Origin of the sequence: Mesorhizobium sp. AR02 (genome assembly GCF_024746835.1) — a bacterium.
Lineage (GTDB): Bacteria > Pseudomonadota > Alphaproteobacteria > Rhizobiales > Rhizobiaceae > Mesorhizobium.
Genome location: NZ_CP080531.1, coordinates 1673552 through 1699541 on the forward strand (window position 1 = coordinate 1673552; position 25990 = coordinate 1699541).

Here is a 25990-nt window from a genome sequence, read left to right on the forward strand (position 1 = left end):
TCCCGCATGCCTTTACTCCGCCTCGTTGGCCGCGTCGGCGTTGAGCTGGCCGTACTTCTCCTCGCCGATCGAGGCGAGCAGGTCGAGCTGCGTCTCGAGGAAGTCGATGTGACCTTCCTCGTCAGCCAGCAGATCCTCGAACAGTTTCATCGTCACGTAATCACCAATCTCGTGGCAGATCTCGCGCGAACGCTTGTAGGCAGTGCGAGCGTCATATTCGCCGGCAAGGTCGGATTCGAGCACTTCCTTGACGTTCTGCCCGATGCGCAGCGGCGCCACGGACTGCAGGTTCGGATGGCCCTCAAGGAAGATGATGCGGGCGATGAGCTTGTCGGCGTGGTGCATCTCCTCGATCGATTCGGCCCGCTCCTTCTTGGCCAGCTTGGTGTAGCCCCAGTCCTCGAGCAGACGGAAATGCACCCAATATTGATTGACGGCTCCAAGCTCCAGGAAAAGAGCCTCGTTAAGCCGCTCGATGATCTGACTTTCGCCTTTCATGGGTTCTGCTCCCGTATCGGACGCGCAGGCCTCTGACGCGATCCAGATGTGAAACGATATCCACGCCACTCGCCTCCGAGCGGGCGTGATAATTTTCGGTGACCCGAATGATCGTTTCGACCACATTTGGGAAGCAGCCGCAACAGCGACCGCGCTTCTGCATCGTGTGATAGACCTTGGCCGGCACGATAAGTTGCCAGGGGTCCTGGTCCAGCAGCCCGACGATCGTCTGCTCGATCTCCCTCTCGGTGATGATGTTGCAATGGCAGATCAGCATACGTTTGCTCAGATGGCTGACGGCGCCTCCCGCGCCGTTTGGCTGGTATTTACCCTGACGGCGCTTACTTGAACACCTTGTCGGGTGCGTCGAGGCTGTCGGAGCCCTCGAAGGCGATGGCGTTAAGCTTGAGGGTGCCAACGGCGCGTTCGATCGACTTGGTCTGGTCGATCAAGGCGTCGATCGCCGCCTGCACAGTGGCGTTGCCTGCCGCGTTGCCCTCGGCGATCTGCTGGTCATAGGCCTCGCCGGCGAGGGCCCGCGCCTTGATCGCCTCCATCTTGGCGACGGTGACATCGAGCTTGTCAGACAGCTCCTTGTCGATCGCCGGATCGGCCGCCTTGACCATATCGTGCACCGAAGGTCCAGAAACGACGGTGCCGTCGAGGCGCGTGTAGCTGGCGAGGTAGGCGGCGCGGATGCCGATCGCATCATAGAGATGCGAATTGTAGGTGTTGTCGGAGAAGCAGTCCTGCTCTTCTTCCGGATCGTGCAGCAGGAGGCCGAGCTTCATGCGCTCGCCGGCGAGCTCGCCGTAGGACAGCGAGCCCATGCCGGTGAAGATGATCGAGATGGCCGTGTTCGGCTCGCCATCGATCAGGTTCTTGCGTGCGGCGCCGTCTTCCTTCCAGTCGTTGACCATCTTCTGCAGGTCCGAAACCAGAAGGGTGGTGGCGGACTTCAGATATTCGGCACGGCGGTCGCAATTGCCGCCGGTGCAGTTCTTCAGATCATAGTCGGTGTAGGGGCGCTCGCCGGCGCCTGGGCCGGTGCCGTGCAGATCCTGGCCCCAGAGCAGGAATTCGATGGCGTGATAGCCGGTGGCGACATTGGCCTCGATGCCGTCGGCTTGCTGCAACGTGCCGGAGAGGAATTCAGGCGAAAGCTTCGAAGCGTCGACCTTCTTGCCGTTGATCTCGATCTCCCTGTTGGCGATCACATTGGCCGTATAGAGCGAATTCGTGTCCGATTCCGTACCATAACTCTTGGCGACATAGTCGATCAGGCCTTCATCCAGCGGCCAGGAATTCACCTCGCCTTCCCAATCGTCGACGACCTTGTTGCCGAAGCGATAGACCTCGGTCTGCTGGTAGGATACGCGCGCGGCCTTCCAGGCGTCGCGGGTGGCATCGAGCGTTTCCGCCGAAGGCTTGGCCAGCAGCGCGTCGACCGCCTTGTCGAGGGCCTGTGCCGTGGTCAGCGAATCCTCGTATTTGGCGAGCCCGATGTCGGCATAGGTCTTGATAACGGCCTTTGCATCGGTTTCCGCCTTGGCAGGCAGCACAAACACCGCTGCCGTCAGCAGCGCCGTGGCACCAATTGCCGCAAGCCTGCCGCCGTATCGTGCTGTCATTATCGCTCTCCAGTTTCTCGGAAATTCTATAAACGCCGCGCGCGGCGGCCGGCGCCAGGCCATGTCGATGCCAAATGCAACAAGACTTGCCGCGCCATCGCGCGGTTCGCGGAAGAAAGACACCAAAATGCCTCCAATCGAACGGGTTCAAGGCCCAGACATCAAAGGGATGCGCCAACGCGCAGGTTCCCATAAAGCTTCGACGCCGGTGGAAGTCAATGAAAATCGACGGGAAAAGCCAATTGAAACAATAGTTTAGAATTATTCTAAACTGCAATGCTCAACTTTACACCCTTGCTGCACCGACCTCGCTGCGGAACTGTACGATTGACAGCCACCATTCCGGGTGCGACCCGCAAACGCCGTCTTGCGGCGGCGTCAGACAATTGCCACCTGGCGAGGCATCCTAGAATCGAATCAGGATTGGAATGCGATGAAGAACGGCGTGGTCATTGTCGGTGCGGGTCATGCGGGCGTGCAGGCGGCCGCCAGTCTGCGCGAGGACGGCTATGACGGGCCGGTGATCCTCATCAGTGACGAGAACGAACTGCCCTACCACAAGCCGCCTCTGTCGAAGACCTTCATCAAGGATGCCGAGGCCAAGCCGCAACCCTTGCGTGGCGAGGCTTTTTATACCGGCAGCGCCATCGACTACCGGCCGGGCATCCGGATTGACCGCATCGATGCCGGCCGCCTCGACATCGCCGGCGGCGGCGCGCTTGCCTTCGACCATCTGATCCTGGCGACCGGGTCGCGCCCGCGCACCCTGCCGCTGCCGGGCTCGGACCTCTCGGGCGTTCTGTCGCTGCGCTCGCTGGCCGATGCGCGGCGGATCCGGGACCTGAGCGCCCAGAGCGAGGATGTCGTCATCCTCGGCGGCGGCTTCATCGGGCTGGAGATCGCCGCGACACTGCGCGCGGCCGGCCGAACGGTAACCGTTGTCGAGGCGGTCGACCGGCTGCTCGGCCGCGCCGTTGCCCCTGTGGTGGCAAGCCATGTCCGGCAAAGGCTGGAAGCGACCGGCGTGCGCATCCTGACTGGCACCTCGATTTCAAAGCTCGAAGGCGAAAACGGCCATGTCGTGGCTGCGATTACCTCGTCAGGCGAAAGGCTGCCGGCGCGCATGGTCATTGTCGGCATCGGCGCCGTGCCGAATGTCGAACTGGCGCAGGGCGCCGGCCTCACCATCGCCAACGGCATCCGCGTCGACCACCAGATGCGCAGCTCGGTGCCGGAAATCCTGGCCATCGGCGACGCCGCCTCCTACCGGCACTGGTTCACCGGCGGCGATGTGCGGCTGGAATCGGTGCAGAACGCCACCGACCAGGCGCGGCTTGCCGCCCGCACCATCACGGGCCATGCCGATGCCTATTCGGCGGTGCCATGGTTCTGGTCCGACATTGGCGACATGAAGCTGCAGATGGTCGGACTGACCGCCGGCGGCGACAGCCATGTCGTGCTGGGCGACCTGCCCGACAACAAGTTCTCGATCTACCACTATGCCGGCGACCGGCTGCTCGGCATCGAATCCGTCAACCGCCCCGGCGACCACATGCTTGGCCGCAAGATGCTCGGCGCCGGCTTCTCGCCGACGCCGGAAACGGTGGCCATAGGTCCCGAAGGGCTAAAGGCGGCGCTGGCCGAGTTTCAGACCATGGAGCCAGCCAAGGTCAGAGCGTAGGGTTGCAGTTTCTGCCATACACGACAAAATGCCTGAATGAGCACCATCAATATCTCACTGCCCGACAGCTTGATGCACTTTGTCGATCAACAAGTGACGGATCGAGGCTATGGCACGAGCAGCGAATATGTGTGTGAATTGATCCGCCACGATCAGGACCGTCAACGTCTGCGCGGTCTCCTCCTTGAGGGCGCATCATCGGCGCCGGGTGCTCCCGTTGATGATGACTATTTCGACGCGCTGAGAAAACGAGCGCAGGGCCAATAATCAAGCGCTATCCATATCTGATTTTCTATCTTGAGCAGCCCGACCATATCGATGTGTGGCGGGTGCTGCATGCCAAGCGGGACATTCCCGCCTGGCTTCAGAATCCAGGCTCCTGACGGCACATTTTACCCTCCCTTGTGGGGAGGGTCGCTGCAAAGCAGCGGGGGGTCAGCGCCAAGCCCCCCACCCGGACCTGCGGTCCGACCTCCCCACAAGGGGGAGGTAGAATGCTAGGCAGCGCAGACTTCGCGGATCGAACTTTCCAGGATGTCGAGCGCCTCGTTCATGACCTCGTCCTGGATGGTGATCGGCGCCAGGAAGCGGATGACGTTGCCGTAGACGCCGCAGGTCAGCAGGATCAGGCCCTTGTCGAGCGCCTTCAAGCGGATCGCATTGGCGATCTCGGCCGACGGCAGGCCCTTCTTGACGTCGTTGAACTCGACCGCGTTCATGAAGCCGAGGCCACGGATGTCGACGATCTCGGGCACATCGTCGCGGATCGACTGTAGGCGCTGTTTCAGCCGCGCACCCAGCGTGTTGGCGCGGTCGCACAGCTTTTCGTCCTCGATCACGTCGAGCACCGCGTGTGCTGCGGCGACGCCGATCGGGCTGCCGCCATAGGTGCCGCCGAGGCCGCCGGGGCCGGGCGCATCCATGATCTCGGCGCGGCCGGTGACCGCCGCCAGCGGGAAGCCGCCGGCCAGGCTCTTGGCCATGGTGGTGATGTCGGCCGCGACCTCATGATGATCCATCGCGAACATCTTGCCGGTGCGGGCAAAGCCAGTCTGCACTTCATCAGCGATCAGCAGCATGCCGTGTTGGTCACAGAGCTTGCGCAGTGCCGTCAGGAATTCACGCGGTGCGTCGTAGAAGCCGCCCTCGCCCTGTACCGGCTCGATGATGATGGCGGCGACGCGGGCCGGATCGACATCGGCTTTGAACAGCCGATCGAGTGCGGCCAGCGAATCGGCAACCGACACGCCGTGCAGCGGCACCGGGAACGGCGCATGGTAGACGTCGCCCGGCATGGCGCCGAAACCGACCTTGTAGGGCACGACCTTGCCGGTCAGCGCCATGCCCATGAAGGTGCGGCCGTGGAAGCCGCCAGCGAAGGCGATGACGGCCTGGCGCCCGGTGGCGTTGCGGGCGATCTTGACGGCGTTCTCGACCGCCTCGGCGCCGGTGGTGACGAAGATCGTCTTCTTCTCGAACTTGCCGGGCAGCATGGCGTTCAGCCGTTCGGCCAATCGCACATAGCTCTCATAGGGCACCACCTGGTGGCAGGTGTGAGTGAAACGGTCGAGCTGCGCCTTGACCGCCTCGATTACCCTGGGATGGCGGTGGCCGGTGTTGACGACGGCGATGCCGGAGGAGAAGTCGATGTAGCGGCGGCCTTCAACATCCCAGATTTCCGAATTTTCAGCCCGGTCGGCATAAATCTGCGTGGTCATGCCGACGCCGCGCGAGATCGACTGGTTCTTGCGTTCGGAAATGGCTGAATTCTTCATGATATCCCTCATCGGGCCGGCGCCCGTTCTCGTTGATCAGATGTCTTCTGACCTTATTTCACGTTTTCCTCAAGTCGGCACCATCGGCTGGCGATTGGGCCTGCGACGGGCAGGTCCCACCCTTAACCAGTCGGGCGATACGCGTACGAGACCGGTTTCCTTTTTCCGGAGATCGATTATCTTCCAGATATCCGCGAGGCATCGCGATCAGCGAGCGACCCGCGGCTGGGGGAGCCCATGAGCAGGAACGTGACATCGTCCGTCTCGCCGCCATCCGTCAAAACCTCCAGCCTTTTGTCTTTTCCCTCGGCAGTGTGCGTCTGCACAGCCGTATTGCTGCTGGCCGGCTGCCAGAAGCAGGAAGCGGCGGACAAGAAACTGCCGGTCATGGTGCGCACCGAAACGGTGGCGATGGCCGACTATGCGCCGAGAACCTCGCTGACCGGGGTGATCGCGGCGCGCACGCTGAACAATTTGTCGTTCCGGGTCGGCGGCCGCGTCGCCGAGCGGCTTGTCGATGTCGGCCAGCATGTCGACCAGGGCGCGGTGCTTGCCCGCATCGATCCGCAGGAGCAGCAATCCGATTTGCGATCGGCGCAGGCCGATCTCGATGCCGCGCAGGCGCAGTTGACCCAGTCCGCCGCCGCCTTCGAGCGGCAGAAGACGCTGCTTGCCCAGGGCTTCACCACGAGGCGCGACTATGACGCCGCCGACCAGGCGCTGAAGGTGGCGCAAGGCAGCGTCGATGCCGCGCAGAGCGCATTCGCCAACGCCCAGCAGAACCTGTCCTTCACCGAGCTCAAGGCGGGTGCCCCCGGCGTCATCACCGCCCGCCAGGTCGAAACCGGCCAGGTGGTGCAAGCGGCGCAAACCGTCTTCACCGTTGCCGAGGACGGCGACCGCGACGCCGTGTTCAACGTGCAGGAGACGCTGGTCGCCAGGACGCCGGCCTCACCGGCGGTGACGATCACGCTGCTGTCCGACCCGCAGGTCCGGGCAACAGGCAAGGTGCGCGAAATCGCGCCGGCGGTCGACCAGGCCTCCGGTTCGATCCGGGTCAAGATCGGCATTCCCGATACACCGGCCGGCATGCCGCTCGGGGCGGCCGTCATCGGCTCGGTCAGCGCCAAACCGGCGAAGGCGATCCTGTTGCCCTGGCAGGCGCTGACGTCCACCGCCGGCAAACCGGCGGTCTGGATCGTCGACCCCTCGACCAAGGCGGTGGCGACGACGCCGGTCGAGGTGCTGGCCTACGATTCGGGCACGGTCGTCATCGCCAGCGGGTTGAACGAAGGGCAAAGCGTCGTTACCGCAGGCGGGCAGTTGCTTAGCCCCGGGCAGACGGTCGAGATATCGGGGGCGGGCCAATGAACCAGCTGCCGCGGATCGTGCTTGGCCTGTTTGCGCTTGGCGCGCTCGCCGCCTGCTCGAAATCGGAGGAGAAGCCGCCGGAAATCATCCGACCCGTGCTGTCGGTCGTGGTCGAGCCGCGCACCACGCAAACCTTTGGCTTTGCCGGCTCGGTCGAGCCGCAGGTCAGCGCCGACCTCGCCTTCCGCCTGCTCGGTCGGGTCGTCTCGCGCGACGTCAAGGTCGGCGACATCGTCAGCAAGGGCACGACGATTGCCGCACTCGACCCGACCGCGCTGGAGCTGGCGGTGCAAGCGGCCACGGCCGAGCTCTCCAATGCCGAGGCACAGTTCGCCAACGCCGCCGCAAGCGAGGAGCGCCAGCGCCAGCTGCTTGCCTCCACCAACACCACGCAGGCCGTCTTCGATGCCGCGCAGCAGACACGCAAAGCGGCTGAAGCGAGTGTCGAGCGGGCCAAGGCCGCGCTTGCCAAATCGCAGGAGCAGCTCGGCTATGCCAGGCTGTTCTCGGACTTCGACGGCGTCGTCACCGCGGTCGGCGCCGAGGTCGGACAGACAGTCTCGGCCGGGCAGACGGTGGTCACCGTGGCGCGCTCGGATCTGCGCGAGGCGGTGGTCGATATTCCCGATCAGTTGACCAGCGATCTCACGGCCGGCACGCCGTTCCAGGTCATCCTGCAATCGCTGCCGACGATCCAGACCGAGGCCAAGCTGCGCGAGATCGCGCCGCAGGCCGAGGGCTCGACGCGCACGCGGCGCGTCAAGCTGACGCTCACCGACCCGCCGCAGGCCTTCAGACTCGGCTCGACGGTGACGGCGACCCGCGTGACCAAGGTGGCGCCGACGATCGAACTGCCCATCTCCGCGCTGCTGGAAAAGAACGGTGCCGACAAGGTGTGGATCGTCGACCCACAGACATCGAGCGTGAGCGCGAAAGAGATCAAGGTGGCCGCCAAGGGTGCCGCCACCTTCACCGTCACCGAGGGGCTGGAGGCCGGCATGCGCGTCGTCACCGCGGGCGTCCACAGCCTGAGCGAAGGCCAGAAGGTCAAAGTGCCGGAGGGCGGCGTCTGATGAAGGGCTTCAATCTCTCCGACTGGGCGCTCAGCCACCGCTCCATGGTCTGGTATTTCATGCTGGTCTTCGTGGTGGCTGGCATCTTCTCCTACCTCAATCTCGGCCGTGAGGAAGACCCAAACTTCACCATCAAGACGATGATCATCCAGGCCAACTGGCCGGGCGCGTCGGTCAAGGAGACATTGCAACAGGTCACCGACCGCATCGAGAAGAAGCTCGAGGAGCTCGACAGTCTCGACTACACCAAATCCGTCACCACCGCCGGCCAGACCGTCATCTTCGTCAACCTGAAGGACACCACCAAGGCGCGCGATGTCGTGCCGAACTGGATTCAGGTGCGCAACATGGTCAACGACATCAAGGCGCAGTTTCCGCAAGGCGTGCAGGGGCCGTTCTTCAATGACCGCTTCGGCGATGTCTACGGCAACATCTACGCCTTCACATCGGACGGGCTGACGCCGCGCCAATTGCGCGACTATGTCGAGGATGTCCGCACCAAGATCCTGACCGTGCCCAATGCCGGCAAGGTCGATCTCGTCGGCGCGCAGGACGAAGCGATCTATCTCGAATTCTCGACCCGCCAGATCGCGGCGCTCGGCCTCAACCAGCAAGCGATCGTGGCAAGCCTGCAGGCGCAGAACGCGATCACGCCGTCCGGTGTCGTCCAGTCCGGACCGGAGCGCATCAGCGTGCGCGTCGGTGGCCAGTTCACCTCCGAGGACAGCCTGCGCGCCATCAATCTGCGCGTCAACGACCGCTTCTTCCGGCTGAGCGACGTGGCGACGATCACGCGCGGCTATGTCGATCCGCCGGCGGCGCTGTTCCGTTTCAACGGCCAGGACGCGATCGGGCTCGCCATCGGCATGAAGCCCAACGCCAATCTGCTGCAGTTCGGCGAGGCGCTGCATGAGGAGATGAACAAGGTGCTGGCCGACCTGCCGGTCGGTGTCGGCGTGCATCTGGTCGCCGACCAGCCCGTCATCGTCGAGGAGGCCGTCTCGGGCTTTACGCGCGCCTTGTTCGAGGCGGTGGCCATCGTGCTCGCGGTATCGTTCATCAGCCTTGGCATGCGCGCCGGCTTCGTCGTGGCGCTGTCGATCCCGCTGGTGCTGGCCATCACCTTCACGGTCATGGAGTATCTCGGCATTTCGCTGCAGCGCATTTCGCTCGGCGCGCTGATCATCGCGCTCGGGCTGCTGGTCGACGACGCGATGATCGCGGTCGAGATGATGGTGGCGCGGCTGGAGGTCGGCGACAATCTGCGCAAGGCGGCGACCTATGTCTACACATCGACTGCCTTTCCGATGCTGACCGGCACGCTGGTGACAGTCGCCGGCTTCATCCCGATCGGCCTCAACTCGAGTGCGGCCGGCGAATACACCTTCACGCTGTTCGTCGTCATCGCCGTGTCGCTGCTGGTGTCATGGATCGTAGCGGTGCTGTTTGCGCCTCTTCTCGGCGTCACCATCCTGCCGGCAACGATGAAAGCGAAGCATCACGACAAGCCCGGCCGCTTCACCGCGCTGTTCCGGCGCGTGCTTGTCGGCTCGGTGCGTCATCACTGGCTGACCATCATCGTCACGGTTTTGTTGTTTGCCGGCTCGATCGCCGGCTTCGGCCTGGTGCAACAGCAGTTCTTCCCACCGTCGGACCGGCCGGAGCTGATCGTCGACTGGAACCTGCCGCAGAATTCCTCGATCGCCGACACGCGCGACCAGATGGAGCGGTTCGAGCAGCGGGCGCTGGTCGGCAATCCCGACATCGACCATTTCTCGTCCTATATCGGCCAGGGCGCGGTGCGCTTCGTGCTCGCCTATGACGTGCAGCCGGCCAACCCCTATTTCGGCCAGACGGTCATCGTCACCAAGAGCATCGAGGCCCGCAATCGGGTGAAGCCGGCTTTGGAAAAGCTGCTGCGCGCGGAGTTCGTCGGCACCGACGCTTTCGTCAAGCCGCTGGAACTCGGGCCGCCGGTCGGCCGCCCGGTGCAGTACCGCGTCGGCGGACCCGACATCCAGACGGTGCGCGAACTGGCGCAGCAATTCGCTGGCGTCATCTCGGTCAATCCGAAGCTCGCCGCGCCAACCTTCGACTGGAACGAGCCGCAGCGCGTGCTGAGGGTCGACGTGCTGCAGGACAAGGCGCGCCAGCTCGGCATCACCTCCTCCGACATCGCCAGCGCGCTGAACAGCACGGTCGGCGGCGCCACCATCACGCAGGTGCGCGACGCCACCTATCTGATCAATGTCGTGGCGCGTTCACGCGAGGCCGAGCGCGGTTCGATCGGGACGCTGCAGAACATGCAGCTGCCGACCAGCACCGGCGAGGCGATCCCGCTCGCGGCGGTGGCCAACTTCCGCTACGACCTCGAGCAGCCGACAGTGTGGCGGCGCGACCGCATTCCGACGATCACCGTGCGCGCCGGACTGGTCGGTGACGTGCTGCCAGCCACGGTCGTCAACGAGTTGAAGCAATCGGTCGGTGCCTTCATCGCCAAGCTGCCGCCGGGCTATTCGGTCGAGACCGCCGGCTCGGTCGAGGAAAGCGCCAAAAGCCAGGGTCCGATCGCAGCCGTGGTGCCGCTGATGCTGTTCATCATGGCGACGATCCTGATGGTGCAGTTGCAAAGCTTCCAGCGCCTGTTCCTGGTCGTGGCGGTGGCACCGCTCGGGCTGATCGGCGTGGTGGCCGCCCTGGTGCCGAGCAGGGCGCCGCTTGGGTTCGTCGCCATCCTTGGCGTGCTGGCGCTGATCGGCATCCTGATCCGCAACTCGGTCATCCTGATCGTGCAGATCGAGGATCTCGTCAGGGAGGGCAAGGACCGCTGGGCTGCGGTCATCGAGGCAACCGAACACCGCATGCGGCCGATCGCGCTGACAGCGGCCGCCGCCAGCCTGGCGCTCATCCCGATCGCCCGCGAAGTGTTCTGGGGACCGATGGCCTATGCCATGATGGGCGGCATCATCGCCGGTACGGCAATCACGCTGCTGTTCCTGCCGGCGCTTTATGTGACGTGGTTCCGCATCAAGGAGCCGAAGCAAGGGGACAAATCATCCGTTCCGGAGAACGGCGAACTGGCGCAAAGTTCGACTTAAGACCCTGCTGTATCACTCGTTATCGTTGGAGGGTACAGGGAGTGATTTGGCGCGCTGCCACGGCGACGATTTTGAGGTACGCCAAGCATGCCAGCCTTTTGGCAAATCGGCCAAGGCAAGGATGCTCTCATCGAGCCGAACCACCTGTTCCAGGCCGACGAGCATTATCTCGCCCTCTTCGGCTGGTCCTGGCTCGCTGTTGTGAAATTGCCAACTGCCACCTTCATCGTTGTAGTTATCGTCGTCATCAGCTTCGTGCACAACGTATGCAATCCAGTCGCCACGTTTGAATATGCTCTTGTCCGATAGCACCGCGACATTGGGTGGATCTGCAAACTTCCATTCCTTCATGGAATTCCCCGAAGACGGTTGGTTTGCGCACAGGAATTCAAGCGGTTCTCACAAACCCCTCGCTGGCGCGTAACAGATTGCGCGTATAATCCTCTGTCACGCGGTGCGCGACAAGTTGGGCCGCCGTCAGATTCTCCACCGCCTCGCCGCTTTGCATCACCATCAGCCGCTCGCACATATGGGTGATGATGGCGAGGTCGTGGCTGACCATCAGAAAGGTCAGCTTGCGTCGCCGGCGGACCTCTTCCAGCAGATTGAGCACTTCGGCCTGCACCGAGGCATCGAGCGCCGAGGTCGGCTCGTCGAGCAGCAGGATCGACGGTTCGAGGATCAGGGCACGCGCGATCGCCACACGTTGGCGCTGGCCGCCCGACAGCTGATGCGAGTAACGGAAGCGGAAACCGTTGCCGAGGCCAACCTCGTCGAGCGCCTGCTGGATGCGCTTTTCGCCGTCGGCAAAACCATGGATGGCAAGCGGTTCCTGCAGCAGGCGGTCGACGGTCTGGCGCGGATGCAGCGAGCCATACGGATCCTGGAAGACCATCTGCACCTCGCGATAAAAGGCCTTGTCGCGGCGCGCGCCAAGCCTCTTGCCGTTGACGGCGATGCTGCCCGAGGCGACCGGCGCAAGGCCGGCGATTGCCCTGAGCAGCGTCGATTTGCCGGAGCCGCTCTCGCCGACCAGGCCGAAGGATTCGCCTGACCTGACTTCGAGGCTGACGCCTTTCAGCGCGCGAAACCGGTCGAAGATCACTTCCAGCCCGTCGACGGCAATCGCTGCTGTCATGCCGCCCACTCCGGCTTGCGGTCGAGCACCGGCAGCGGGTGGCGCTCGAAGCCGATCCTGGGCATGCAGTTGAGCAGACCGCGGGTGTAGGGATGCTGGGCCTGGCCGAGTTCGGAGGCCTTGAGCTGCTCGACCACCTTGCCGGCATACATAACGATGACGCGGTCACAGAAGGACGAGACCAGGCGCAGATCGTGCGAGATGAAGATCAGCCCCATGCCGCGCTCGCTGACCAGCCGGTCGAGGATGCCGAGCACGTCGAGCTGCACCGTGACGTCGAGCGCCGAGGTCGGCTCGTCGGCAATCATCATCTCCGGCCCGGCGATCAGCATCATGGCGATCATGGCGCGTTGGCCCATGCCGCCGGACACTTCGTGCGGATGCAGGTCGTAGACACGCTTGGGGTCGCGGATCTGCACCGCTTCCAGCATGGCCAGCGCGCGCTCGCGTGCCTCTGCCTTGGAGACTTTCTCATGGGTGCGCAGCGTCTCGACGATCTGCCGGCCGATGCTCATCACCGGGTCGAGCGAGTATTTCGGATCCTGCAGGATCATGGCGATGCGGTTGCCCCGCAACGCCCGGCGTTGTCGTGGCGAGATGCCGAGCAGGTCGATGCCGTCGAAGGCCAATTTCCTGGCCGATATCCTGGCCTGCGGCGGCGTCAGGCCCATGATGGCGCGGCCCGTCTGCGACTTGCCCGAGCCGGACTCGCCGACGATGCCGAGCCGCTCGCGGCCGAGCGAGAAGGAGACGCCGCGCACCGCCTCGATCAGCCCGGTGCGGGTCGGGAAGGTGACGCGCAGATCGTCGACGTCGAGAAGCGTGCTCATTGGTCACCACTCATTGGTCACCGCTACGGGGATCGAGCGCGTCGCGCAGGCCATCACCAAGCAGGTTGAAGCCAAGGCTGACGATCAGGATGGCGAAGCCCGGCGCGCCGGCCACCCACCACTGATCGAGGATGAAGCGGCGGCCGGATGCGATCATGGTGCCCCATTCGGGCAGCGGCGGCTGCGCGCCGAGACCGAGGAAACCGAGGCCGGCGGCGGTGAGGATGATACCGGCCATGTCGAGCGTCACGCGGACGATCAGCGAGGAGATGCAGAGCGGCATGATGTGGCGCAGCACGATGCGGAAGGGCGACGCGCCCATCAGTTGCACCGCCTTGATGTAATCGGAATTGCGCACCGTCAGCGTTTCGGCGCGCGCGATGCGGGCATAGGGGGGCCAGGAGGTGATGGCTATCGCCAGCACCGCGTTTTCAATGCCGGGGCCGAGCGCCGCGACGAAGGCCAGCGCCAGAACCAGCTTCGGGAAAGCGAGGAAGATGTCGGTGATGCGCATCAGAATGGCATCGGTCCAGCCGCCGGCATAGCCGGCGACAGTGCCGACCAGCAGACCGATGGGTGCCGCGATAATGGCAACCAGGATGACGACATAGAGCGTCCAACGCGAGCCGTAGAGGATGCGCGAAAGGATATCGCGGCCAAGGTCGTCTGTGCCGAACCAGTGCTCAGCGCTCGGCGCCAACAGCCGGGCGTTCTTCAGATCGCCGAAGGTCGGCGAATAGGGTGCCAGCACGCCGGCAAGGGCAGCAATGACCAGCAGGGCTATGATGATGAGCAAGCCGACAAAGGCCAGCCGATTGGCGGAAAAGCGCCGCCACGCGACATAGGCGCGGCCGAGCCTCGCCTGCATGCGCGAGGCCGGCCGCTCGCTGAGCAGCCAATCGCGCCGAGAGAGAGGGCGGGCATCGGAGGCGGTCATGACGATGCCTCTTGAGGCTGTCGACCCCCACTCCGGTCTGCTTCGCAGACCACCTCTCCCCCGTTTGACGGGGGAGAGGAAAGGCGCCAAGCGTGCGGCCGGCCGGAGTGGGGGTGATTGGCCGCAGCCGAGCCCGAAAGTGGGATACCTCTGCTCATCTTACCTTCGTCCTCGGATCGAGCACGCGGTAAAGCAGGTCGGACAGAAGATTGATGCCGATGAACACCGAGCCGATGACGATGGTGCCGCCGAGCACGGCGTTCATGTCGGCGTTCTGCAGCGAGTTGGTGATGTAGAGGCCGATACCAGGCCAGGAGAAGACGGTCTCGGTCAACACCGAACCTTCGAGCAGCCCGGCATAGGAGAGCGCGATCACGGTGACCATCGGCACGGCGGCGTTGCGCAGCGCGTGGCCCCAGATGATGCGGGTTTCCGACAGGCCCTTGGCGCGCGCGGCGACGATGTATTCCTGGGCCAATTCGTTGAGCATGAACGAGCGCGTCATGCGGCTGATATAGGCGAGCGAGAAATAGCCGAGCAGCGAGGCCGGCAGGATGATGTGCCGGAAGGCGTCCCAGAAGACGTCCCACTGTCCCTGCATCGCAGAGTCGAGCAGATAGAAGCCGGTGATCGGCGTGAAGGTGTATTCGTAGACGACGTCGAGCCGGGCCGGGAAAGCCACCCATTTCAGCTTGGCATAGAACAGCACAAGGCCAAGCAGGCCGAGCCAGAAGATCGGCACGGAATAGCCGATCAGACCGATGACGCGCACGATCTGGTCGATGAGGCTGCCGCGCTTGACCGCGGCCAGCACGCCAAGTGGTACGCCAAACAGTGCGCCGATCAGTGTCCCCAGTGTCGCCAGTTCCGTCGTTGCCGGAAGTGCGCGGCGGATGTCGGTCATGACCGGATTGGTGGTCAGCACCGAGGTGCCGAAATCACCGTTCAGGGCATTTTTCACATAGATGTAGAACTGCTCGACCAGTGGCAGGTCGAGACCCATTTCGCGGCGCGTGCGCTCGACGACATTGAGGGGCGCCCGATCACCGAGCACCGCCAGCACCGGATCGATCGGAATGACACGGCCGATGAAGAAGGTCACCGCGAGCAGACCGAGATAGGTCGTGACCGCGATGACCAGGAATCGGCCGACCGCCGAGAGAATAACGACTGCGCGGGCGCTGCCGCGCCCGCCCTCGTTTTCAACCGCGCTCATGCGGCGCGTCCGTGGGCGTTACTCTTTCGAGACCGGCCCGACGAAGTTGGTGTCGAAGCTCGGGCCGAGTGCAAAGCTCTTGAGGTTCTTGTGCAGGCCAGCCACTTCCAGCTGCTGATGGATGATGACGAAGGGGCTGGTGTCGAGAATCTTCTTCTGCAGATCCTTGTACATATCGGCGCGCTTGCCCGAATCCTTCTCCAGCAGTGCTGCTTCTGTTTCCTTGGTCAGATCCGGAATATCCCAGCTGTTGCGCCAGGCGAGCGTGTGGGATTTGCCGGCATCCGAATTGTCCGGGTTCGAGGCAAAGGTCTGGGCGTTGGAGTTGGGGTCGAAATAGTCCTGGCCCCAATTGCCGATATAGATGTCATGGTTGCGGGCGCGGTACTTGGTCAGCGTCTGCTTGCCATCGCCGGGGATGATCTCCAGCTTGATGCCGGCCTGACCCAGTGTCTGCTGGATCGATTCCGCCATGCCGGTGGTCGGCTGGCCGGTGCGCACGTCCATGGTCACGCTGAAGCCGTCCGGCAGGCCGGCCTTGGCCAGAAGTTCCTTGGCCTTGGCGACATCGAGCTTGAACGGGTTGTCGTCCACGGCGCCAAGGTCGCCCTTGGGCAGGAAGGATTGGTGGATTTCGCCAATGCCCTTGAGGATGGTCGAGCTCAACGCATCGTAGTCGACGAGATATTTGAAGGCTTGGCGGACCTCGGGTTTCGCCAGATTCGGATTCTTCTGGTTGAGGCTGATGTAATAGACCGTGCCCTTCGGCGCGCTGGTGGTGGTGAGGTCGGCGTTCTTGGCGATGGCGTCGAGATCGTTCGGCTCGAGGTTGCGGGCAACGTCGATGTCGCCGGCTTCCAGCGCCAGGCGCTGGGCCGAGCTTTCCTTCATGTTGCGGTAGATGACGCGGGCAAGCTTGGCCTTTTCGCCGTGATAATTGTCGTTGCGCTCCATGACGACGGCTTCGTTGGCCCGCCATTCACGCAGCTTGTAGGCGCCCGAGCCGGCATAGCCGGTCTTCAGCCAGGCATTGCCGAAGTCATTGTCCCATTTGTAGTCGGCGGTGGGCGCTGCCTTGACGACATGCTCCTTGACCAGCTTGGCATCGACGACCGAGGCGACGGTGGCCGAGAGACAGTTCAGCACGAAGCTCGGCGCATAGGCCTTGTCGACAGTGAACTGGAATGTGGTGTCGTCGACGGCCTTGGCCTTTTCGGCGACGTTGTCGCCGCTGATGCCGAACTGGTCGATGATGAAGGCCGGGCTCTTGTCCAGCTTGACGGCGCGCTCGAACGAATAGGCGACATCGGCCGCGGTGATCGGATTGCCCGAGGCGAATTTGAGGCCGGGCTTGAGCTTGAAGGTATAGGTCAGGCCATCGTCGGAGACGGTCCAGCTTTCGGCGAGATCGGGCTTGACCTTGGAGGTGTCGCTGAGGTCGAGGCGGACAAGCAGGTCGTAGGTGTTGCCGGTGACTTCGGCGGTCGACAGCTCGAACGCTTCGCCCGGATCCATGGTGATGATGTCGTCGATGGCGAAACCTTCGACCAGCGTGTCGGCCGGCGTGACGGCGAAGGCAGGCGCTGCGCCAATGAGCAGCGCGGACATCGCCGCGCCCGCAAGCAAGGTACGCGAGCGAAGAGCAAACTTTTCCATCATCATGGTGATTGTTCCCTGTTTTGTTGGTTTGTTGACCTGAGTTCCCGGCTCAGGATTGCGGTGTTCTTTTCAAGACCGATAACGGCCATTTGACCGCTTACCGTCGTGGTTTTTGTCCAATTGGTCAACAGCATATCCGGCGGCCTCGTGGCGGGCAACGAGCATTTTATACGCGGACCCATTGGACCAGAATGGCGGGCAGCGCGTCGACGCATAGGCCGGCCAATCGAGGCAGTCGAACGAGAAAAATCTGCTAGTTTTCGAGCTATTTCAGAGCGGCAACGAGCCCGGCATCGGGAAAGCAGGTCTCTGCCTGGCCGTTCTTGGCCTGCCACTTGCCGATCGAGCGGCGGGTCTTGAAGCCGGGCAGGCCGTCGGCGCTGCCGACATCATAGCCCTTGGCTTCCAGCGCCCTTTGCAGGGCGGCGATATCGGAGCGGTGGAGATCGCCGACCGGGCCCCAGCTGCCGGAAAAATTCTGATCGCCATGCGCGATGCGGTCGGCGCCATGGCCGATGAACAGCGCATAGAGGTCGCTGGTGTTGTATTCCTTCAGCACGTAGAAATTGGGGGTTGCGATGAAAGCCGGCCCGCTGCGGCCGGCCGGCATCAGCAGGAAGCCCTCCGCTTTCAGCTCACTCGCGGGAAATGCTTTTCCGCCGACGCGCTTGATGCCCATGTCGGCCCACTCGGAAATCTTCTTGCCCTGATCGGGGCCTTCCAGCGAGCACGAGACGCTTTCGGGCACGGTCACCTCGAAACCCCAGCCGCGCCCCCGCACCCAGCCATAATGGACGAGATAATTGGCGATCGAGGCGAGCACGTCGGGCGTCGAATTCCAGATGTCGACGCGGCCGTCGCCATCGAAATCCATGGCATGCTTGAGGAAGGAGGTCGGCATGAATTGCGGCTGGCCGAGCGCACCGGCCCAGGACGATTTCATCGCGCCGACCGGCGCCAATCCGCGTTGGACGATTTCAAGCGCGGCCAGAAGCTCGGTGCGGAAGAAATCCTTCTTGGTCGACATGAACGCCTTGGTGCCAAGCACCTCGAAGGCATCGTAGGGCATCTTCGCCGCGCCGAAGCCGGTCTCGCGGCCCCAGATCGCCAGAAGGATCTCGCCGGGCACGCCATAGCGTTTTTCGATTGCGGCAAGCGTCCTGGCGTTGGTGGCTTCGCGCGCGCGTCCGCCTGATGTCACTGCACGAACCGTCTTCTCGGCGAAATAGGCGCCGGGCGAGCCGAACTCGGCCTGATGCTGCTTCTGCGGCGTTTTCGGCTTCTCGCCGGGCATGACGAGGTCGGGAAGCTTCAGATTGGGCTTTATGCCGTCGAAGGCGGCATCGAAAGTCTGCTTGGATATGCCTTTGGCCTTGGCCTCGGGCCAGAGGTCGTTCTGCAGCCAGGCGCGGAACTGGTCGTCGATCTTGGCGGCGGAGGCGGGGGCGATGAGGAAAACAGTGAGGAGAGCTGCAAGAAAGGAAAGCAGAGCCAACCTGAGAGGACGCGCAACAATCATGATCCGCACCCTCTCCGCCAATCTTGTCAAAACGCCGTCCGCGAGCGCAGCGCGGCGGCGAGCGTGCCCTCGTCGAGATAGTCGAGCTCACCGCCGACCGGCACGCCATGCGCCAGCCTTGTCACCTTGATGTCGAAGCCGGACAGCTGGTCGGTAAGATAGTGCGCGGTGGTCTGGCCCTCGACGGTGGCGTTGACGGCGATGATGATCTCCTTGACCTCGCCGCCGGCGACCCGGTCGATCAGCGAGCGGATGTTGAGCTGATCGGGGCCGATGCCGTCGAGCGGCGACAGCGTGCCGCCGAGCACATGGTAGCGCACGTTCATCGCCGCCGCCCGCTCCAGCGCCCAGAGATCGGAGACGTCCTCGACGACGATGAGGGTGGCAGCGTCGCGGCGCGGGTCGGTGCAGATCATGCAAGGGTCGGATGTATCGACATTGCCGCAGGTGGAACAGATGCGCACCTTGTCGGCCGCCTCGCCCATGGCGGCGGCGAGCGGCGACAGGAGCTGCTCCTTTTTCTTGATCAGATGCAGCGCCGCGCGCCTGGCCGAACGGGGCCCAAGCCCCGGCACCTTGGCCAGGAGCTGGATCAGGCGTTCGATCTCGGGACCGGCGATTCGCTTGGACATCGCCTTGATCTAGGATTTTTCGGAGCGCTTTGGAACATCCCGCATCCGCATGGCTCACCATATTACCCTGGTGGGCCGTGGAGTGCAGATCAGTTGACCTCGAGCGGTCGGCTCTGGCTGGCGATCATCGCACCGATGGCGTCGGTGTTCTCAGGCGTCGACTGGAACCCCATCGCCGCCTCTTGCGGCGCACCCTGAACCGAGGAGATGACGCGCGTGTTCAAGGCTCCGCCGAACCGGGCGGCATCCGGTTCTTCCATCGGCTCCTGCATGGCGACCATCGTCTGCTTCATGGTCACGCGCGCCGACTTTGCCGTGGGCGCCGCGGCCGCGGTCACATAGGTCTGCTGGGCAGGGGCGATCTTGGTCTTGGGCTGAGGGGCCGGCTCCACAGCGGCGGTCATAAAGACCTGTTGTGCCGGAGCGGTGCGGGAGGTTTTGGCCGGACGCGCGGGCTCCGCCGAGGCAACCATCGTCACCGGCGCGGCCGGCTTGACCATTTCGGGCGCCGCCGAGGCAACCATTGGTTCGTCAGGCAGCGGCTGCCAGTTGCGGCCGCGCTTTTCGTAGAAGGCATTGCCGCCGGCGACCATGGTGTAGTGCATGTTCTTGTAGGGGAAATGCAGGCCGGCAGTGTGGAAATACATCGTGTTCTTCAGCTTGGCCTTGCGCTCGCCCTTGAGCACGGCGTCGGCGGCTTCCTCGACATCGGGCAATGCGCGCGAATTCATCGGCCTGGTCATGACGCCCGGCGCGAACTGCCCGGGTTCACCCACCACGTCACAGATGGTGCTGCCGTGGTTGCCGGAGCGCAGCCGATTCATCACCACGGTGCCCACCGCGATCATGCCGTCGCGGCTCGAGCGGTTGGATTCGAAGAACATCGCCCTTTCCAGGCATTCCCTGTCCTTCGGCGAGTGGCTGGAGGCGCGCGACGTCAGGAAACTCGGCGTGATGGCATCGGTCAGGCTTGCAACGGACATGCCGTGCGAAGTGGTCTGGCTGCAGGCAGCCAAAAACAGGGGAGACGTAATGACGCCGAGCAACAGCGGCGTCTTCCATCGCGTGACGATCAACAGGTTACCCTCTCACTTCGATGCCCGCCCCCAGGCTGCGGCAAGAATGAGACACTTTCAGGCAAAATGATGGCCAAAACGTTATTAACCGGTCACTGTTGCCGAAATGGCACAATTTCGAGGCTTTCCAGATAGATCGAGCCGTCATTTCACAAAAGCGATGACCGCTCTCTCTTGGTTTCGCCGCAATTGCTGGAGGGAAAACCGCGTCAGGTTTTTCCGGGAATCGCTACCGCCCGGCCGCAATCGCCGCCGGCTGACCAGGATCGAGCTCTTCGACCTTCTCCGAAAACAAGCCGCGCCTGAGGAACAGCGCCCGAGCGGCCCTGGCAGCTGGCGCAATCTTTCCCGGCCAGTCGCTGTCGATGAATTCGGCCTTGGTGAAATCGGGATTTGTTTCGGAGGCCGCCTCAAGGAATTCGGCGATTTCCAGCACGACCGCGCGCTCCTCCTTCGAAAGCGCTGACGTGCCGGCCTCGATCGACGGGCGGTGCACGAAATCCTCGAACAGATAGAAGTAGCCCTTGATGCCGACGATATCGACGCCGGCATCGCAATCGGCAAGGATTTCCAGAATCTCGTAGATCCTGTTGCGGATACGCTGCTCGATCAGTCTTTCGGACGGCTCTTCGGTCATGGCGCATCGCCGCTGAAGGCTAGAAGGGCAGTTTCATTCCGGGCGGGATCGGCAGGCCGGCGGTCAGCGCCTTGGTCTTTTCCTGCATGATCTGCTCGACCTTGGCCTTGGCGTCATTGTGAGCGGCGAGGATCAGGTCCTCGAGGATCTCGACATCGTCCTCCTTGAACAGAGACGGGTCGATCTTCAGCACCTTCATCTCGAACTTGCCGCTCAAGGTGACGCTGACCAGGCCGCCGCCGGCCTGGCCGACGGATTCGACCGTGGCGATCTCGTCCTGCATGGCCTGGAATTTGGCCTGCATTTCCTTCGCCTTGCCCATCAGGCCGAGAAGATCTTTCATGATCCGATCCTTGTCTTGTTTCGTCAGGTCTCGTCGTCATCCGCCGGTGGCTCGACCGGCACTTCGGCCTCGGTCGTGTCTGCCTCCGGCGCGTCGGGGATGCGCACGTCGATGATCTTGGCACCGGGAAAGCGCGCCAGGATGGCGGCAACCGTCGGATCGCTCTTGGCATCGAGGAAGGCGTTTTCGCGCTTGGTCGATTCCATTTCGGCCAGCGTCTGGCCGCCCTCTTCCTTCGACAGCGACACCAGCCAGTTGCGGCCGGTCCAGGCGCGCAGTTTCGTCGTCAGCTCGTTGAGCAGCAGCTTGGGCGCATCGTCGGTCAGGCTGACATCGATGCGGCCGGGCTCGAAGCGCACGGGACGGATGCAGCGCTTGACCAGCACCTTGAAGGCGATGTCGCGCTGCGCGTCGGCAAGGGCAACAATGTCGGCCAGTGACCTGACCGGCACCTGCTGCGGCTCGGACACCGGCGCAGGAGGAGCAACGAAGGCGGCCGGCGCGGGCGTGGCCTCGACCAAACGCATGGTCTGCGCGCCACTGGACCCGGATGGCATGCGCGTCTGCGCCACCGCGCTGGCCCCACCGCCATTGCCATTGCCGTTGCCGGAACCCGCAGGCGCGCCATTCGGGCGCGATGCGCCATTTTGTGCCGGTGCTGCGCCTTCAAGCGATCGCAGCGCCTCGTCCAGCGTCGGCAGGTCGGCGGCATGCGCCAGCCGGATCAGCACCATTTCGGCGGCACTGACGGGCCGGTTGGAGGACTGCACTTCGGGAATGCCCTTGAGCAGCATCTGCCAGGTCCGCGACAGCACCCTGACCGACAGCGCCCTGGCGAAATCGGCGCCGCGCTCGCGCTCGTCCTGCGACAGCGAAGCGTCGTCCATGGCGGTCGGCACGAAACGCAGCCGGGTGACGAGGTGGTTGAACTCGGCAAGATCGGTCAGCACGGCGGCCGGATCGGCGCCGGTGTCGTATTGCGTGCGGAATTCGGCGAGTGCTGCCGCCACATCGCCCTTCATCACATGTTCGAACAGATCGACGATGCGGGCACGGTCGGCCAGGCCCAGCATGGCCCGCACCGCCTCGGCGCTGACGGAGCCGGCGCCGTGCGCAATCGCCTGGTCGAGGATGGAGAGCGAATCGCGGGCGGAGCCTTCGGCGGCGCGGGCGATCATCGCCAGCGCGTCGTCGTCGACCGAAATGCCTTCCTTGCCGGCAATCGAGGAAAGATGCGCGACCAGCGCGCCGGCATCGATGCGCCTCAGGTCAAAACGCTGGCAGCGCGATAGGACAGTGATCGGAACCTTGCGGATTTCGGTGGTGGCGAAGATGAATTTGACGTGCGGCGGCGGCTCTTCCAGCGTTTTCAGCAGGCCATTGAAGGCCTGCGTCGACAGCATGTGCACTTCGTCGATGATGTAGACCTTGTAGCGGGCCGAGACCGGCGCATAGCGCACGCGCTCGATGATGTCCCTGATGTCGTCGATGCCGGTGTGCGAGGCGGCATCCATCTCGATGACGTCGACATGGCGGCCTTCCATGATCGCCTGGCAATGCTCGCCGAGCACGGCAAGGTCGACCGAAGGCTGGTCCACGGTCGATGTCTTGTAGTTCAGCGCCCGCGCCAGGATGCGCGCGGTGGTGGTCTTGCCGACGCCGCGCACGCCGGTCAGCATCCAGGCCTGGGCGATGCGGCCGGTGGCAAAGGCATTGGTGAGGGTACGCACCATCGGCTCCTGGCCGACCAGCTCGGAAAAATTCGACGGACGGTATTTGCGCGCCAGCACGCGATAGGCAGCGGCCTTTCCATTCTCCAGGCTTTTTGGCCCCGAATTTCCGGCTTCGCTCATTCGCCCGTTAAGCTCCAAAAGGCCGCGCCCAAAGGCGCCGATTCCTGCGCATAGTCTCGCCCGCGCTGCAATGCGTCGTCAATGTCGCGAGGAGGGCCGATGAGGTGGGAGGCTGGAACAATGACCCGTTCCGGGCTCGTTAGGGCTGCTTCCTTCCGGACCTGACCCGGTTGGCGAGTGGATCGTCCACCACCAACCTCCCGATGTCCATATCGGCAATTGCGCGATGAAATGCAAGTGCGCAGGCGATTTGGCGCACCAAACCGTGAGAGGAACAATGATTCGCTTGCAGCCCCCGGGCCACCGCTCTAGCGTTCATGAGTTTGAGGAAACCAAGAAAAGCAAGGGAAACGCCGATGCTGCCGGGCCTGAAGGCCGGATTCACGCTGGATGCCCGGCTGGAGGCGGACAGCGAGCAGTTGATGTGGCTTGGCCTGTGCGAATTGCGGGTGATGAACGACCGCCGCTGGCCATGGCTGCTTTTGGTGCCGCAGCGGCCGGGCGCGGAAGAAATCCACGACATGACGCCGCTCGACCAGGCGATGCTGACCTTCGAGACCAATATGGTGGCGCAAGCGCTGAAGAAAGTGAGCGGCTGCACCAAGATCAACACCGGCGCGCTTGGCAACATCGTGCGCCAATTGCATATCCATGTCATCGCACGGTCCGAAGGCGATCCCGGCTGGCCCGGGCCGGTGTGGGGGTACGGCCTGCGCGAGCCCTACCAGCGTTCCGATCTGCGCCGGTTTGCCGAAACGATAAGGGCGGCGCTATAAGCCTTCCCCAGTGTTCATCTTAAAACACGTTCATCCCCAGACATGTCCATCCCAAAGCATCAGAGTCCGCATGAGCTTCCGCCTGTTTGACGCGCCCCTGCGCGAGCCGAGCCAGTTCGTCGGCTTTGCCGGCAACACGATCGATCGGCAATCCGAGAACCGCGCCGACGATTCGGTCGACAAGGCGCTGGCCGATCCGACGACGCGGCTGCTGTTGATGAATGGCGGCCGGCTCCTCCTGAAGCTCGACGGGAGCGGCGGCCTCGACCCGTGGTTCGGCGCCGGCGAGAGCGAGCCCTTCAACCCTTCCTTCGCCCAAGGTGTCCTGCTCGGCTTTTCTGAACACGGGCCGGTGCTGGCAATGCCCGTCGGCATCGACGCCGAACAACTGCCCGAGACCGTCAAGGCGATCGACTACCGGTCGGTCTATATGCAAGGGCTGATCGACGAGGCGGCCGCCGGTGCAATGGCGCAAGGGGCGGCCCTGCTTGCCTGGCATGCCAGCCACCGTTTCTGCAGCAAATGCGGCGCCGAATCGCAGATGCGGGCCGGCGGTTACAAGCGACACTGCCCGAATTGCGGCACCGAGCATTTTCCGCGCACCGACCCGGTGGCGATCATGCTGACGGCGACGCGGGAGAAATGCCTGCTTGGGCGCGGCCGGCATTTTGCGCCGGGCATGTATTCGGCGCTTGCCGGCTTCATCGAGCCGGGCGAAACGATCGAGGCGGCGGTGCGCCGCGAAACTCTGGAGGAAGCCGGCATCAGGCTCGGCCGCGTCGTCTACCATGCCAGCCAGCCCTGGCCGTTCCCCTATTCGCTGATGATCGGCTGTTTCGGCGAGCCGCTCAACGAAGATATCCAGGCCGACCTCAACGAGCTGGAAGACTGCCGCTGGTTTGGCCGCGACGAAGTGCGCCTGATGCTGGCCAGGGAGCATGCCGACAATCTGATCACGCCGCCGAAAGGGGCTATCGCGCATCACCTCATCCGCGCCTGGGTCGACAGCGAATAGCCAATACTGAAAGTCATCGCAGGAGAGACAAATGATCCGTCACACCGTCGTCTTCACGCTGAAGCATGCACCGCACTCGCTCGACGAAAAGCGATTCCTTGTCGACGCCAAGAAAATCCTCTCGGCGATCCGCGGCGTCACGCATTTCGAACAGCTGCGGCAGATCAGCCCCAAGAACGACTATCAGTTCGGCTTCTCGATGGAGTTCGCAGACCAGGCCGCCTATACGAGGTACAACGACCATCCCGACCATGTCGCCTTCGTGCGCGACCGCTGGGTGCCGGAGGTCGAGAAATTTCTCGAGATCGACTACGTGCCGCTGGGCTCGGTCGTTTAGTCCGCCACCTTCCACTGCTCACGCGACTCGCTGGCCGGATAGACGCCCAAAATCCGCACTTCGCGGGAGAAGAAGCGAAGCTCGTCCAGTGCCAGCTTGACCAGCGGATCGTCGGGATGACCCTCGATGTCTGCGTAGAACAACGTCGCCGTGAAAGCCCCCAGCTGGTAGCTCTCCAGCTTGGTCATGTTGATGCCGTTGGTGGCGAAGCCGCCCATCGCCTTGTAGAGCGCGGCCGGCACGTTGCGGACGCGGAAGATGAAGGTCGTCATCATCTTGACGTCCGGTGACGGACGCTCGGCCCATTGCTTGCTCTTGGTCAGGACGACGAAGCGGGTGACGTTGGAATCGGTGTCCTCGACATTCTCCTCGATGATGTCGAGCCCATAGAGCGTCGCGGCCAGCGCCGGCGACAGCGCCGCCATGGTGCGGTCCTTGACCTCGGAGATCATCTTGGCCGCACCCGCCGTATCGCCGGCGACGACCGCCTTCCAGCCGTTCTTGCGGATGTATTTCCGGCACTGGCCAAGCGCATGGATATGGCTGTGCACGGTCTTGATCTCGTCGCGCCTGACGCCGGGCAGCACCATCAGCTGGAAATGGATCGGCAGGAAATATTCGCCGATGATGTGCATCCTCGATTCCGGCAGCAGATGGTGGATGTCGGCGACACGTCCGGCAATGGTGTTTTCGATCGGGATCATGGCGAGATCGGCCTTGCCGGTCTCGACCGCGTTGAACGCGTCCTCGAAGGTCGGGCACGGCAACGGCTCCATCGAGGGATAGGCGTTGCGGCAGGCAGTGTCGGAATTGGCACCCGGCTCGCCCTGGAAGGATATTCTGTTGGTCTTTTCAGGCATGGCAGGGTCTCGATTCAAGGGGTCGAAGAAATCTC

The 25990-nt window shown here is 63.5% G+C and carries 25 protein-coding genes, 1 other RNA gene and 1 pseudogene; 9 read left to right on the plus strand and 18 right to left on the minus strand.

The window, feature by feature from the left end; all coding sequences use genetic code 11:
- Positions 1 to 12 precede the first annotated feature (12 nt).
- From bfr to DBIPINDM_RS12325, 3 genes are all read right to left on the minus strand, one after another.
- Positions 13 to 498, minus strand: coding sequence for a bacterioferritin (gene bfr, locus DBIPINDM_RS12315; protein WP_258585963.1), 486 nt, complete (start codon positions 496 to 498; stop codon positions 13 to 15).
- Entirely contained in the window at positions 464 to 775 is a 312-nt protein-coding gene (locus DBIPINDM_RS12320) for a (2Fe-2S)-binding protein (RefSeq protein WP_258585964.1), read from the minus strand. Before DBIPINDM_RS12320 ends, bfr begins: the two co-directional genes overlap by 35 nt.
- A gap of 64 nt (positions 776 to 839) precedes the next feature.
- On the minus strand, positions 840 to 2129 hold the full coding sequence (locus DBIPINDM_RS12325; protein WP_258585965.1) for an imelysin family protein: 1290 nt from the start codon (positions 2127 to 2129) through the stop codon (positions 840 to 842).
- Positions 2130 to 2562: 433 nt separating this feature from the next.
- On the opposite strand from DBIPINDM_RS12325, the gene DBIPINDM_RS12330 reads away from it, so the two are divergent.
- The 3 genes and pseudogenes from DBIPINDM_RS12330 to DBIPINDM_RS12340 all read left to right on the plus strand — a co-directional run.
- Positions 2563 to 3810, plus strand: coding sequence for an NAD(P)/FAD-dependent oxidoreductase (locus DBIPINDM_RS12330; RefSeq protein WP_258585966.1), 1248 nt, complete (start codon positions 2563 to 2565; stop codon positions 3808 to 3810).
- 36 nt (positions 3811 to 3846) lie between these two features.
- On the plus strand, positions 3847 to 4077 hold the full coding sequence (locus DBIPINDM_RS12335) for a ribbon-helix-helix domain-containing protein (RefSeq protein ID WP_258585967.1): 231 nt from the start codon (positions 3847 to 3849) through the stop codon (positions 4075 to 4077).
- Positions 4077 to 4193: pseudogene (locus tag DBIPINDM_RS12340) on the plus strand (type II toxin-antitoxin system RelE/ParE family toxin); the annotation flags it as partial. The gene DBIPINDM_RS12335 and the pseudogene DBIPINDM_RS12340, both read left to right, overlap by 1 nt.
- Before the next feature lie 114 nt (positions 4194 to 4307).
- On the opposite strand, the gene DBIPINDM_RS12345 reads toward DBIPINDM_RS12340, so the two are convergent.
- Entirely contained in the window at positions 4308 to 5585 is a 1278-nt protein-coding gene (locus tag DBIPINDM_RS12345) for a 4-aminobutyrate--2-oxoglutarate transaminase (RefSeq protein WP_258585968.1), read from the minus strand.
- A 237-nt stretch (positions 5586 to 5822) separates the two neighbouring features.
- Here DBIPINDM_RS12345 and DBIPINDM_RS12350 point away from each other — a divergent pair, with 237 nt between their 5' ends.
- Genes DBIPINDM_RS12350 through DBIPINDM_RS12360 form a run of 3 tightly spaced genes read left to right on the plus strand, consistent with a single transcriptional unit; the run spans position 5823 to position 11127 of the window.
- On the plus strand, positions 5823 to 6956 hold the full coding sequence (locus tag DBIPINDM_RS12350; RefSeq protein ID WP_258585969.1) for an efflux RND transporter periplasmic adaptor subunit: 1134 nt from the start codon (positions 5823 to 5825) through the stop codon (positions 6954 to 6956).
- Positions 6953 to 8029 (plus strand): efflux RND transporter periplasmic adaptor subunit, encoded by a 1077-nt coding sequence (locus DBIPINDM_RS12355; RefSeq protein ID WP_258585970.1) that lies wholly within the window; start codon positions 6953 to 6955, stop codon positions 8027 to 8029. The genes DBIPINDM_RS12350 and DBIPINDM_RS12355 overlap by 4 nt, the downstream gene beginning before the upstream one ends.
- Positions 8029 to 11127, plus strand: coding sequence for an efflux RND transporter permease subunit (locus tag DBIPINDM_RS12360; RefSeq protein ID WP_318036935.1), 3099 nt, complete (start codon positions 8029 to 8031; stop codon positions 11125 to 11127). Before DBIPINDM_RS12355 ends, DBIPINDM_RS12360 begins: the two co-directional genes overlap by 1 nt.
- Positions 11128 to 11139: 12 nt before the next feature.
- Here the strand turns inward: DBIPINDM_RS12360 and DBIPINDM_RS12365 are convergent, their stop codons facing one another.
- The 13 genes from DBIPINDM_RS12365 to ffs form a co-directional block, all read right to left on the minus strand.
- Entirely contained in the window at positions 11140 to 11478 is a 339-nt protein-coding gene (locus tag DBIPINDM_RS12365; protein ID WP_258585971.1) for a hypothetical protein, read from the minus strand.
- Between the two features lie 37 nt (positions 11479 to 11515).
- Complete coding sequence (locus tag DBIPINDM_RS12370; RefSeq protein ID WP_258585972.1) at positions 11516 to 12265, minus strand: ABC transporter ATP-binding protein; 750 nt, start codon at positions 12263 to 12265, stop codon at positions 11516 to 11518.
- Positions 12262 to 13095: an ABC transporter ATP-binding protein gene (locus DBIPINDM_RS12375; protein ID WP_258585973.1), complete on the minus strand. Its 834-nt coding sequence runs from the start codon at positions 13093 to 13095 to the stop codon at positions 12262 to 12264. Before DBIPINDM_RS12375 ends, DBIPINDM_RS12370 begins: the two co-directional genes overlap by 4 nt.
- Before the next feature lie 10 nt (positions 13096 to 13105).
- A complete protein-coding gene (gene nikC, locus DBIPINDM_RS12380) occupies positions 13106 to 14032 on the minus strand; it encodes a nickel transporter permease (protein ID WP_258585974.1) in 927 nt (308 codons plus the stop codon).
- A 154-nt stretch (positions 14033 to 14186) separates the two neighbouring features.
- A complete protein-coding gene (locus DBIPINDM_RS12385; protein ID WP_258585975.1) occupies positions 14187 to 15248 on the minus strand; it encodes an ABC transporter permease in 1062 nt (353 codons plus the stop codon).
- Between the two features lie 18 nt (positions 15249 to 15266).
- Positions 15267 to 16910: an ABC transporter substrate-binding protein gene (locus DBIPINDM_RS12390; RefSeq protein ID WP_258585976.1), complete on the minus strand. Its 1644-nt coding sequence runs from the start codon at positions 16908 to 16910 to the stop codon at positions 15267 to 15269.
- 262 nt (positions 16911 to 17172) lie between these two features.
- Complete coding sequence (locus tag DBIPINDM_RS12395) at positions 17173 to 18426, minus strand: lytic murein transglycosylase (RefSeq protein WP_258585977.1); 1254 nt, start codon at positions 18424 to 18426, stop codon at positions 17173 to 17175.
- A 26-nt stretch (positions 18427 to 18452) separates the two neighbouring features.
- Positions 18453 to 19058 carry a recombination mediator RecR gene (gene recR / locus DBIPINDM_RS12400; protein ID WP_183456002.1) on the minus strand — a complete coding sequence of 202 codons (606 nt, stop codon included), beginning with the start codon at positions 19056 to 19058 and terminating at the stop codon, positions 18453 to 18455.
- A gap of 89 nt (positions 19059 to 19147) precedes the next feature.
- Positions 19148 to 20134: a cell wall hydrolase gene (locus DBIPINDM_RS12405; RefSeq protein WP_258585978.1), complete on the minus strand. Its 987-nt coding sequence runs from the start codon at positions 20132 to 20134 to the stop codon at positions 19148 to 19150.
- A gap of 229 nt (positions 20135 to 20363) precedes the next feature.
- Positions 20364 to 20771: a hypothetical protein gene (locus DBIPINDM_RS12410; RefSeq protein ID WP_258585979.1), complete on the minus strand. Its 408-nt coding sequence runs from the start codon at positions 20769 to 20771 to the stop codon at positions 20364 to 20366.
- A 19-nt stretch (positions 20772 to 20790) separates the two neighbouring features.
- Positions 20791 to 21114, minus strand: a complete 324-nt coding sequence (locus DBIPINDM_RS12415; protein ID WP_095198412.1) for a YbaB/EbfC family nucleoid-associated protein — start codon at positions 21112 to 21114, stop codon at positions 20791 to 20793.
- A 23-nt stretch (positions 21115 to 21137) separates the two neighbouring features.
- Complete coding sequence (locus DBIPINDM_RS12420) at positions 21138 to 22967, minus strand: DNA polymerase III subunit gamma/tau (protein WP_258585980.1); 1830 nt, start codon at positions 22965 to 22967, stop codon at positions 21138 to 21140.
- Between the two features lie 104 nt (positions 22968 to 23071).
- Positions 23072 to 23168, minus strand: an RNA gene (gene ffs, locus DBIPINDM_RS12425) — signal recognition particle sRNA small type.
- 155 nt (positions 23169 to 23323) lie between these two features.
- On the opposite strand from ffs, the gene DBIPINDM_RS12430 reads away from it, so the two are divergent.
- The 3 genes from DBIPINDM_RS12430 (at position 23324) to DBIPINDM_RS12440 (ending at position 25095) form a co-directional block, all read left to right on the plus strand.
- A complete protein-coding gene (locus DBIPINDM_RS12430) occupies positions 23324 to 23743 on the plus strand; it encodes an HIT domain-containing protein (protein WP_258585981.1) in 420 nt (139 codons plus the stop codon).
- Positions 23744 to 23813: 70 nt separating this feature from the next.
- A complete protein-coding gene (nudC, locus tag DBIPINDM_RS12435; RefSeq protein WP_258585982.1) occupies positions 23814 to 24758 on the plus strand; it encodes an NAD(+) diphosphatase in 945 nt (314 codons plus the stop codon).
- Between the two features lie 31 nt (positions 24759 to 24789).
- Entirely contained in the window at positions 24790 to 25095 is a 306-nt protein-coding gene (locus tag DBIPINDM_RS12440; RefSeq protein WP_258585983.1) for a Dabb family protein, read from the plus strand.
- Here the strand turns inward: DBIPINDM_RS12440 and DBIPINDM_RS12445 are convergent.
- Complete coding sequence (locus DBIPINDM_RS12445; protein ID WP_258585984.1) at positions 25092 to 25955, minus strand: prephenate dehydratase; 864 nt, start codon at positions 25953 to 25955, stop codon at positions 25092 to 25094. The two genes, DBIPINDM_RS12440 and DBIPINDM_RS12445, sit on opposite strands and share 4 nt — an antisense overlap.
- Positions 25956 to 25990: the final 35 nt, after the last annotated feature.

What these genes read in the sequence shown, in the direction of transcription:
- nikC (WP_258585974.1), bottom strand. Translation starts at nt 14,032, where the DNA reads ATGACCGCCTCCGATGCCCGCCCTCTCTCTCGGCGCGATTGGCTGCTC.
- DBIPINDM_RS12445 (WP_258585984.1), bottom strand. Translation starts at nt 25,955, where the DNA reads ATGCCTGAAAAGACCAACAGAATATCCTTCCAGGGCGAGCCGGGTGCC.
- DBIPINDM_RS12390 (WP_258585976.1), bottom strand. Translation starts at nt 16,910, where the DNA reads ATGATGATGGAAAAGTTTGCTCTTCGCTCGCGTACCTTGCTTGCGGGC.
- DBIPINDM_RS12410 (WP_258585979.1), bottom strand. Translation starts at nt 20,771, where the DNA reads ATGACCGAAGAGCCGTCCGAAAGACTGATCGAGCAGCGTATCCGCAAC.
- DBIPINDM_RS12345 (WP_258585968.1), bottom strand. Translation starts at nt 5,585, where the DNA reads ATGAAGAATTCAGCCATTTCCGAACGCAAGAACCAGTCGATCTCGCGC.
- recR (WP_183456002.1), bottom strand. Translation starts at nt 19,058, where the DNA reads ATGTCCAAGCGAATCGCCGGTCCCGAGATCGAACGCCTGATCCAGCTC.
- DBIPINDM_RS12375 (WP_258585973.1), bottom strand. Translation starts at nt 13,095, where the DNA reads ATGAGCACGCTTCTCGACGTCGACGATCTGCGCGTCACCTTCCCGACC.
- DBIPINDM_RS12335 (WP_258585967.1), top strand. Translation starts at nt 3,847, where the DNA reads ATGAGCACCATCAATATCTCACTGCCCGACAGCTTGATGCACTTTGTC.
- DBIPINDM_RS12415 (WP_095198412.1), bottom strand. Translation starts at nt 21,114, where the DNA reads ATGAAAGATCTTCTCGGCCTGATGGGCAAGGCGAAGGAAATGCAGGCC.
- bfr (WP_258585963.1), bottom strand. Translation starts at nt 498, where the DNA reads ATGAAAGGCGAAAGTCAGATCATCGAGCGGCTTAACGAGGCTCTTTTC.
- DBIPINDM_RS12370 (WP_258585972.1), bottom strand. Translation starts at nt 12,265, where the DNA reads ATGACAGCAGCGATTGCCGTCGACGGGCTGGAAGTGATCTTCGACCGG.
- DBIPINDM_RS12330 (WP_258585966.1), top strand. Translation starts at nt 2,563, where the DNA reads ATGAAGAACGGCGTGGTCATTGTCGGTGCGGGTCATGCGGGCGTGCAG.
- DBIPINDM_RS12365 (WP_258585971.1), bottom strand. Translation starts at nt 11,478, where the DNA reads ATGAAGGAATGGAAGTTTGCAGATCCACCCAATGTCGCGGTGCTATCG.
- DBIPINDM_RS12325 (WP_258585965.1), bottom strand. Translation starts at nt 2,129, where the DNA reads ATGACAGCACGATACGGCGGCAGGCTTGCGGCAATTGGTGCCACGGCG.
- nudC (WP_258585982.1), top strand. Translation starts at nt 23,814, where the DNA reads ATGAGCTTCCGCCTGTTTGACGCGCCCCTGCGCGAGCCGAGCCAGTTC.
- DBIPINDM_RS12320 (WP_258585964.1), bottom strand. Translation starts at nt 775, where the DNA reads ATGCTGATCTGCCATTGCAACATCATCACCGAGAGGGAGATCGAGCAG.
- DBIPINDM_RS12440 (WP_258585983.1), top strand. Translation starts at nt 24,790, where the DNA reads ATGATCCGTCACACCGTCGTCTTCACGCTGAAGCATGCACCGCACTCG.
- DBIPINDM_RS12350 (WP_258585969.1), top strand. Translation starts at nt 5,823, where the DNA reads ATGAGCAGGAACGTGACATCGTCCGTCTCGCCGCCATCCGTCAAAACC.
- DBIPINDM_RS12430 (WP_258585981.1), top strand. Translation starts at nt 23,324, where the DNA reads ATGCTGCCGGGCCTGAAGGCCGGATTCACGCTGGATGCCCGGCTGGAG.
- DBIPINDM_RS12385 (WP_258585975.1), bottom strand. Translation starts at nt 15,248, where the DNA reads ATGAGCGCGGTTGAAAACGAGGGCGGGCGCGGCAGCGCCCGCGCAGTC.
- DBIPINDM_RS12355 (WP_258585970.1), top strand. Translation starts at nt 6,953, where the DNA reads ATGAACCAGCTGCCGCGGATCGTGCTTGGCCTGTTTGCGCTTGGCGCG.
- DBIPINDM_RS12360 (WP_318036935.1), top strand. Translation starts at nt 8,029, where the DNA reads ATGAAGGGCTTCAATCTCTCCGACTGGGCGCTCAGCCACCGCTCCATG.
- DBIPINDM_RS12395 (WP_258585977.1), bottom strand. Translation starts at nt 18,426, where the DNA reads ATGATTGTTGCGCGTCCTCTCAGGTTGGCTCTGCTTTCCTTTCTTGCA.
- DBIPINDM_RS12420 (WP_258585980.1), bottom strand. Translation starts at nt 22,967, where the DNA reads ATGAGCGAAGCCGGAAATTCGGGGCCAAAAAGCCTGGAGAATGGAAAG.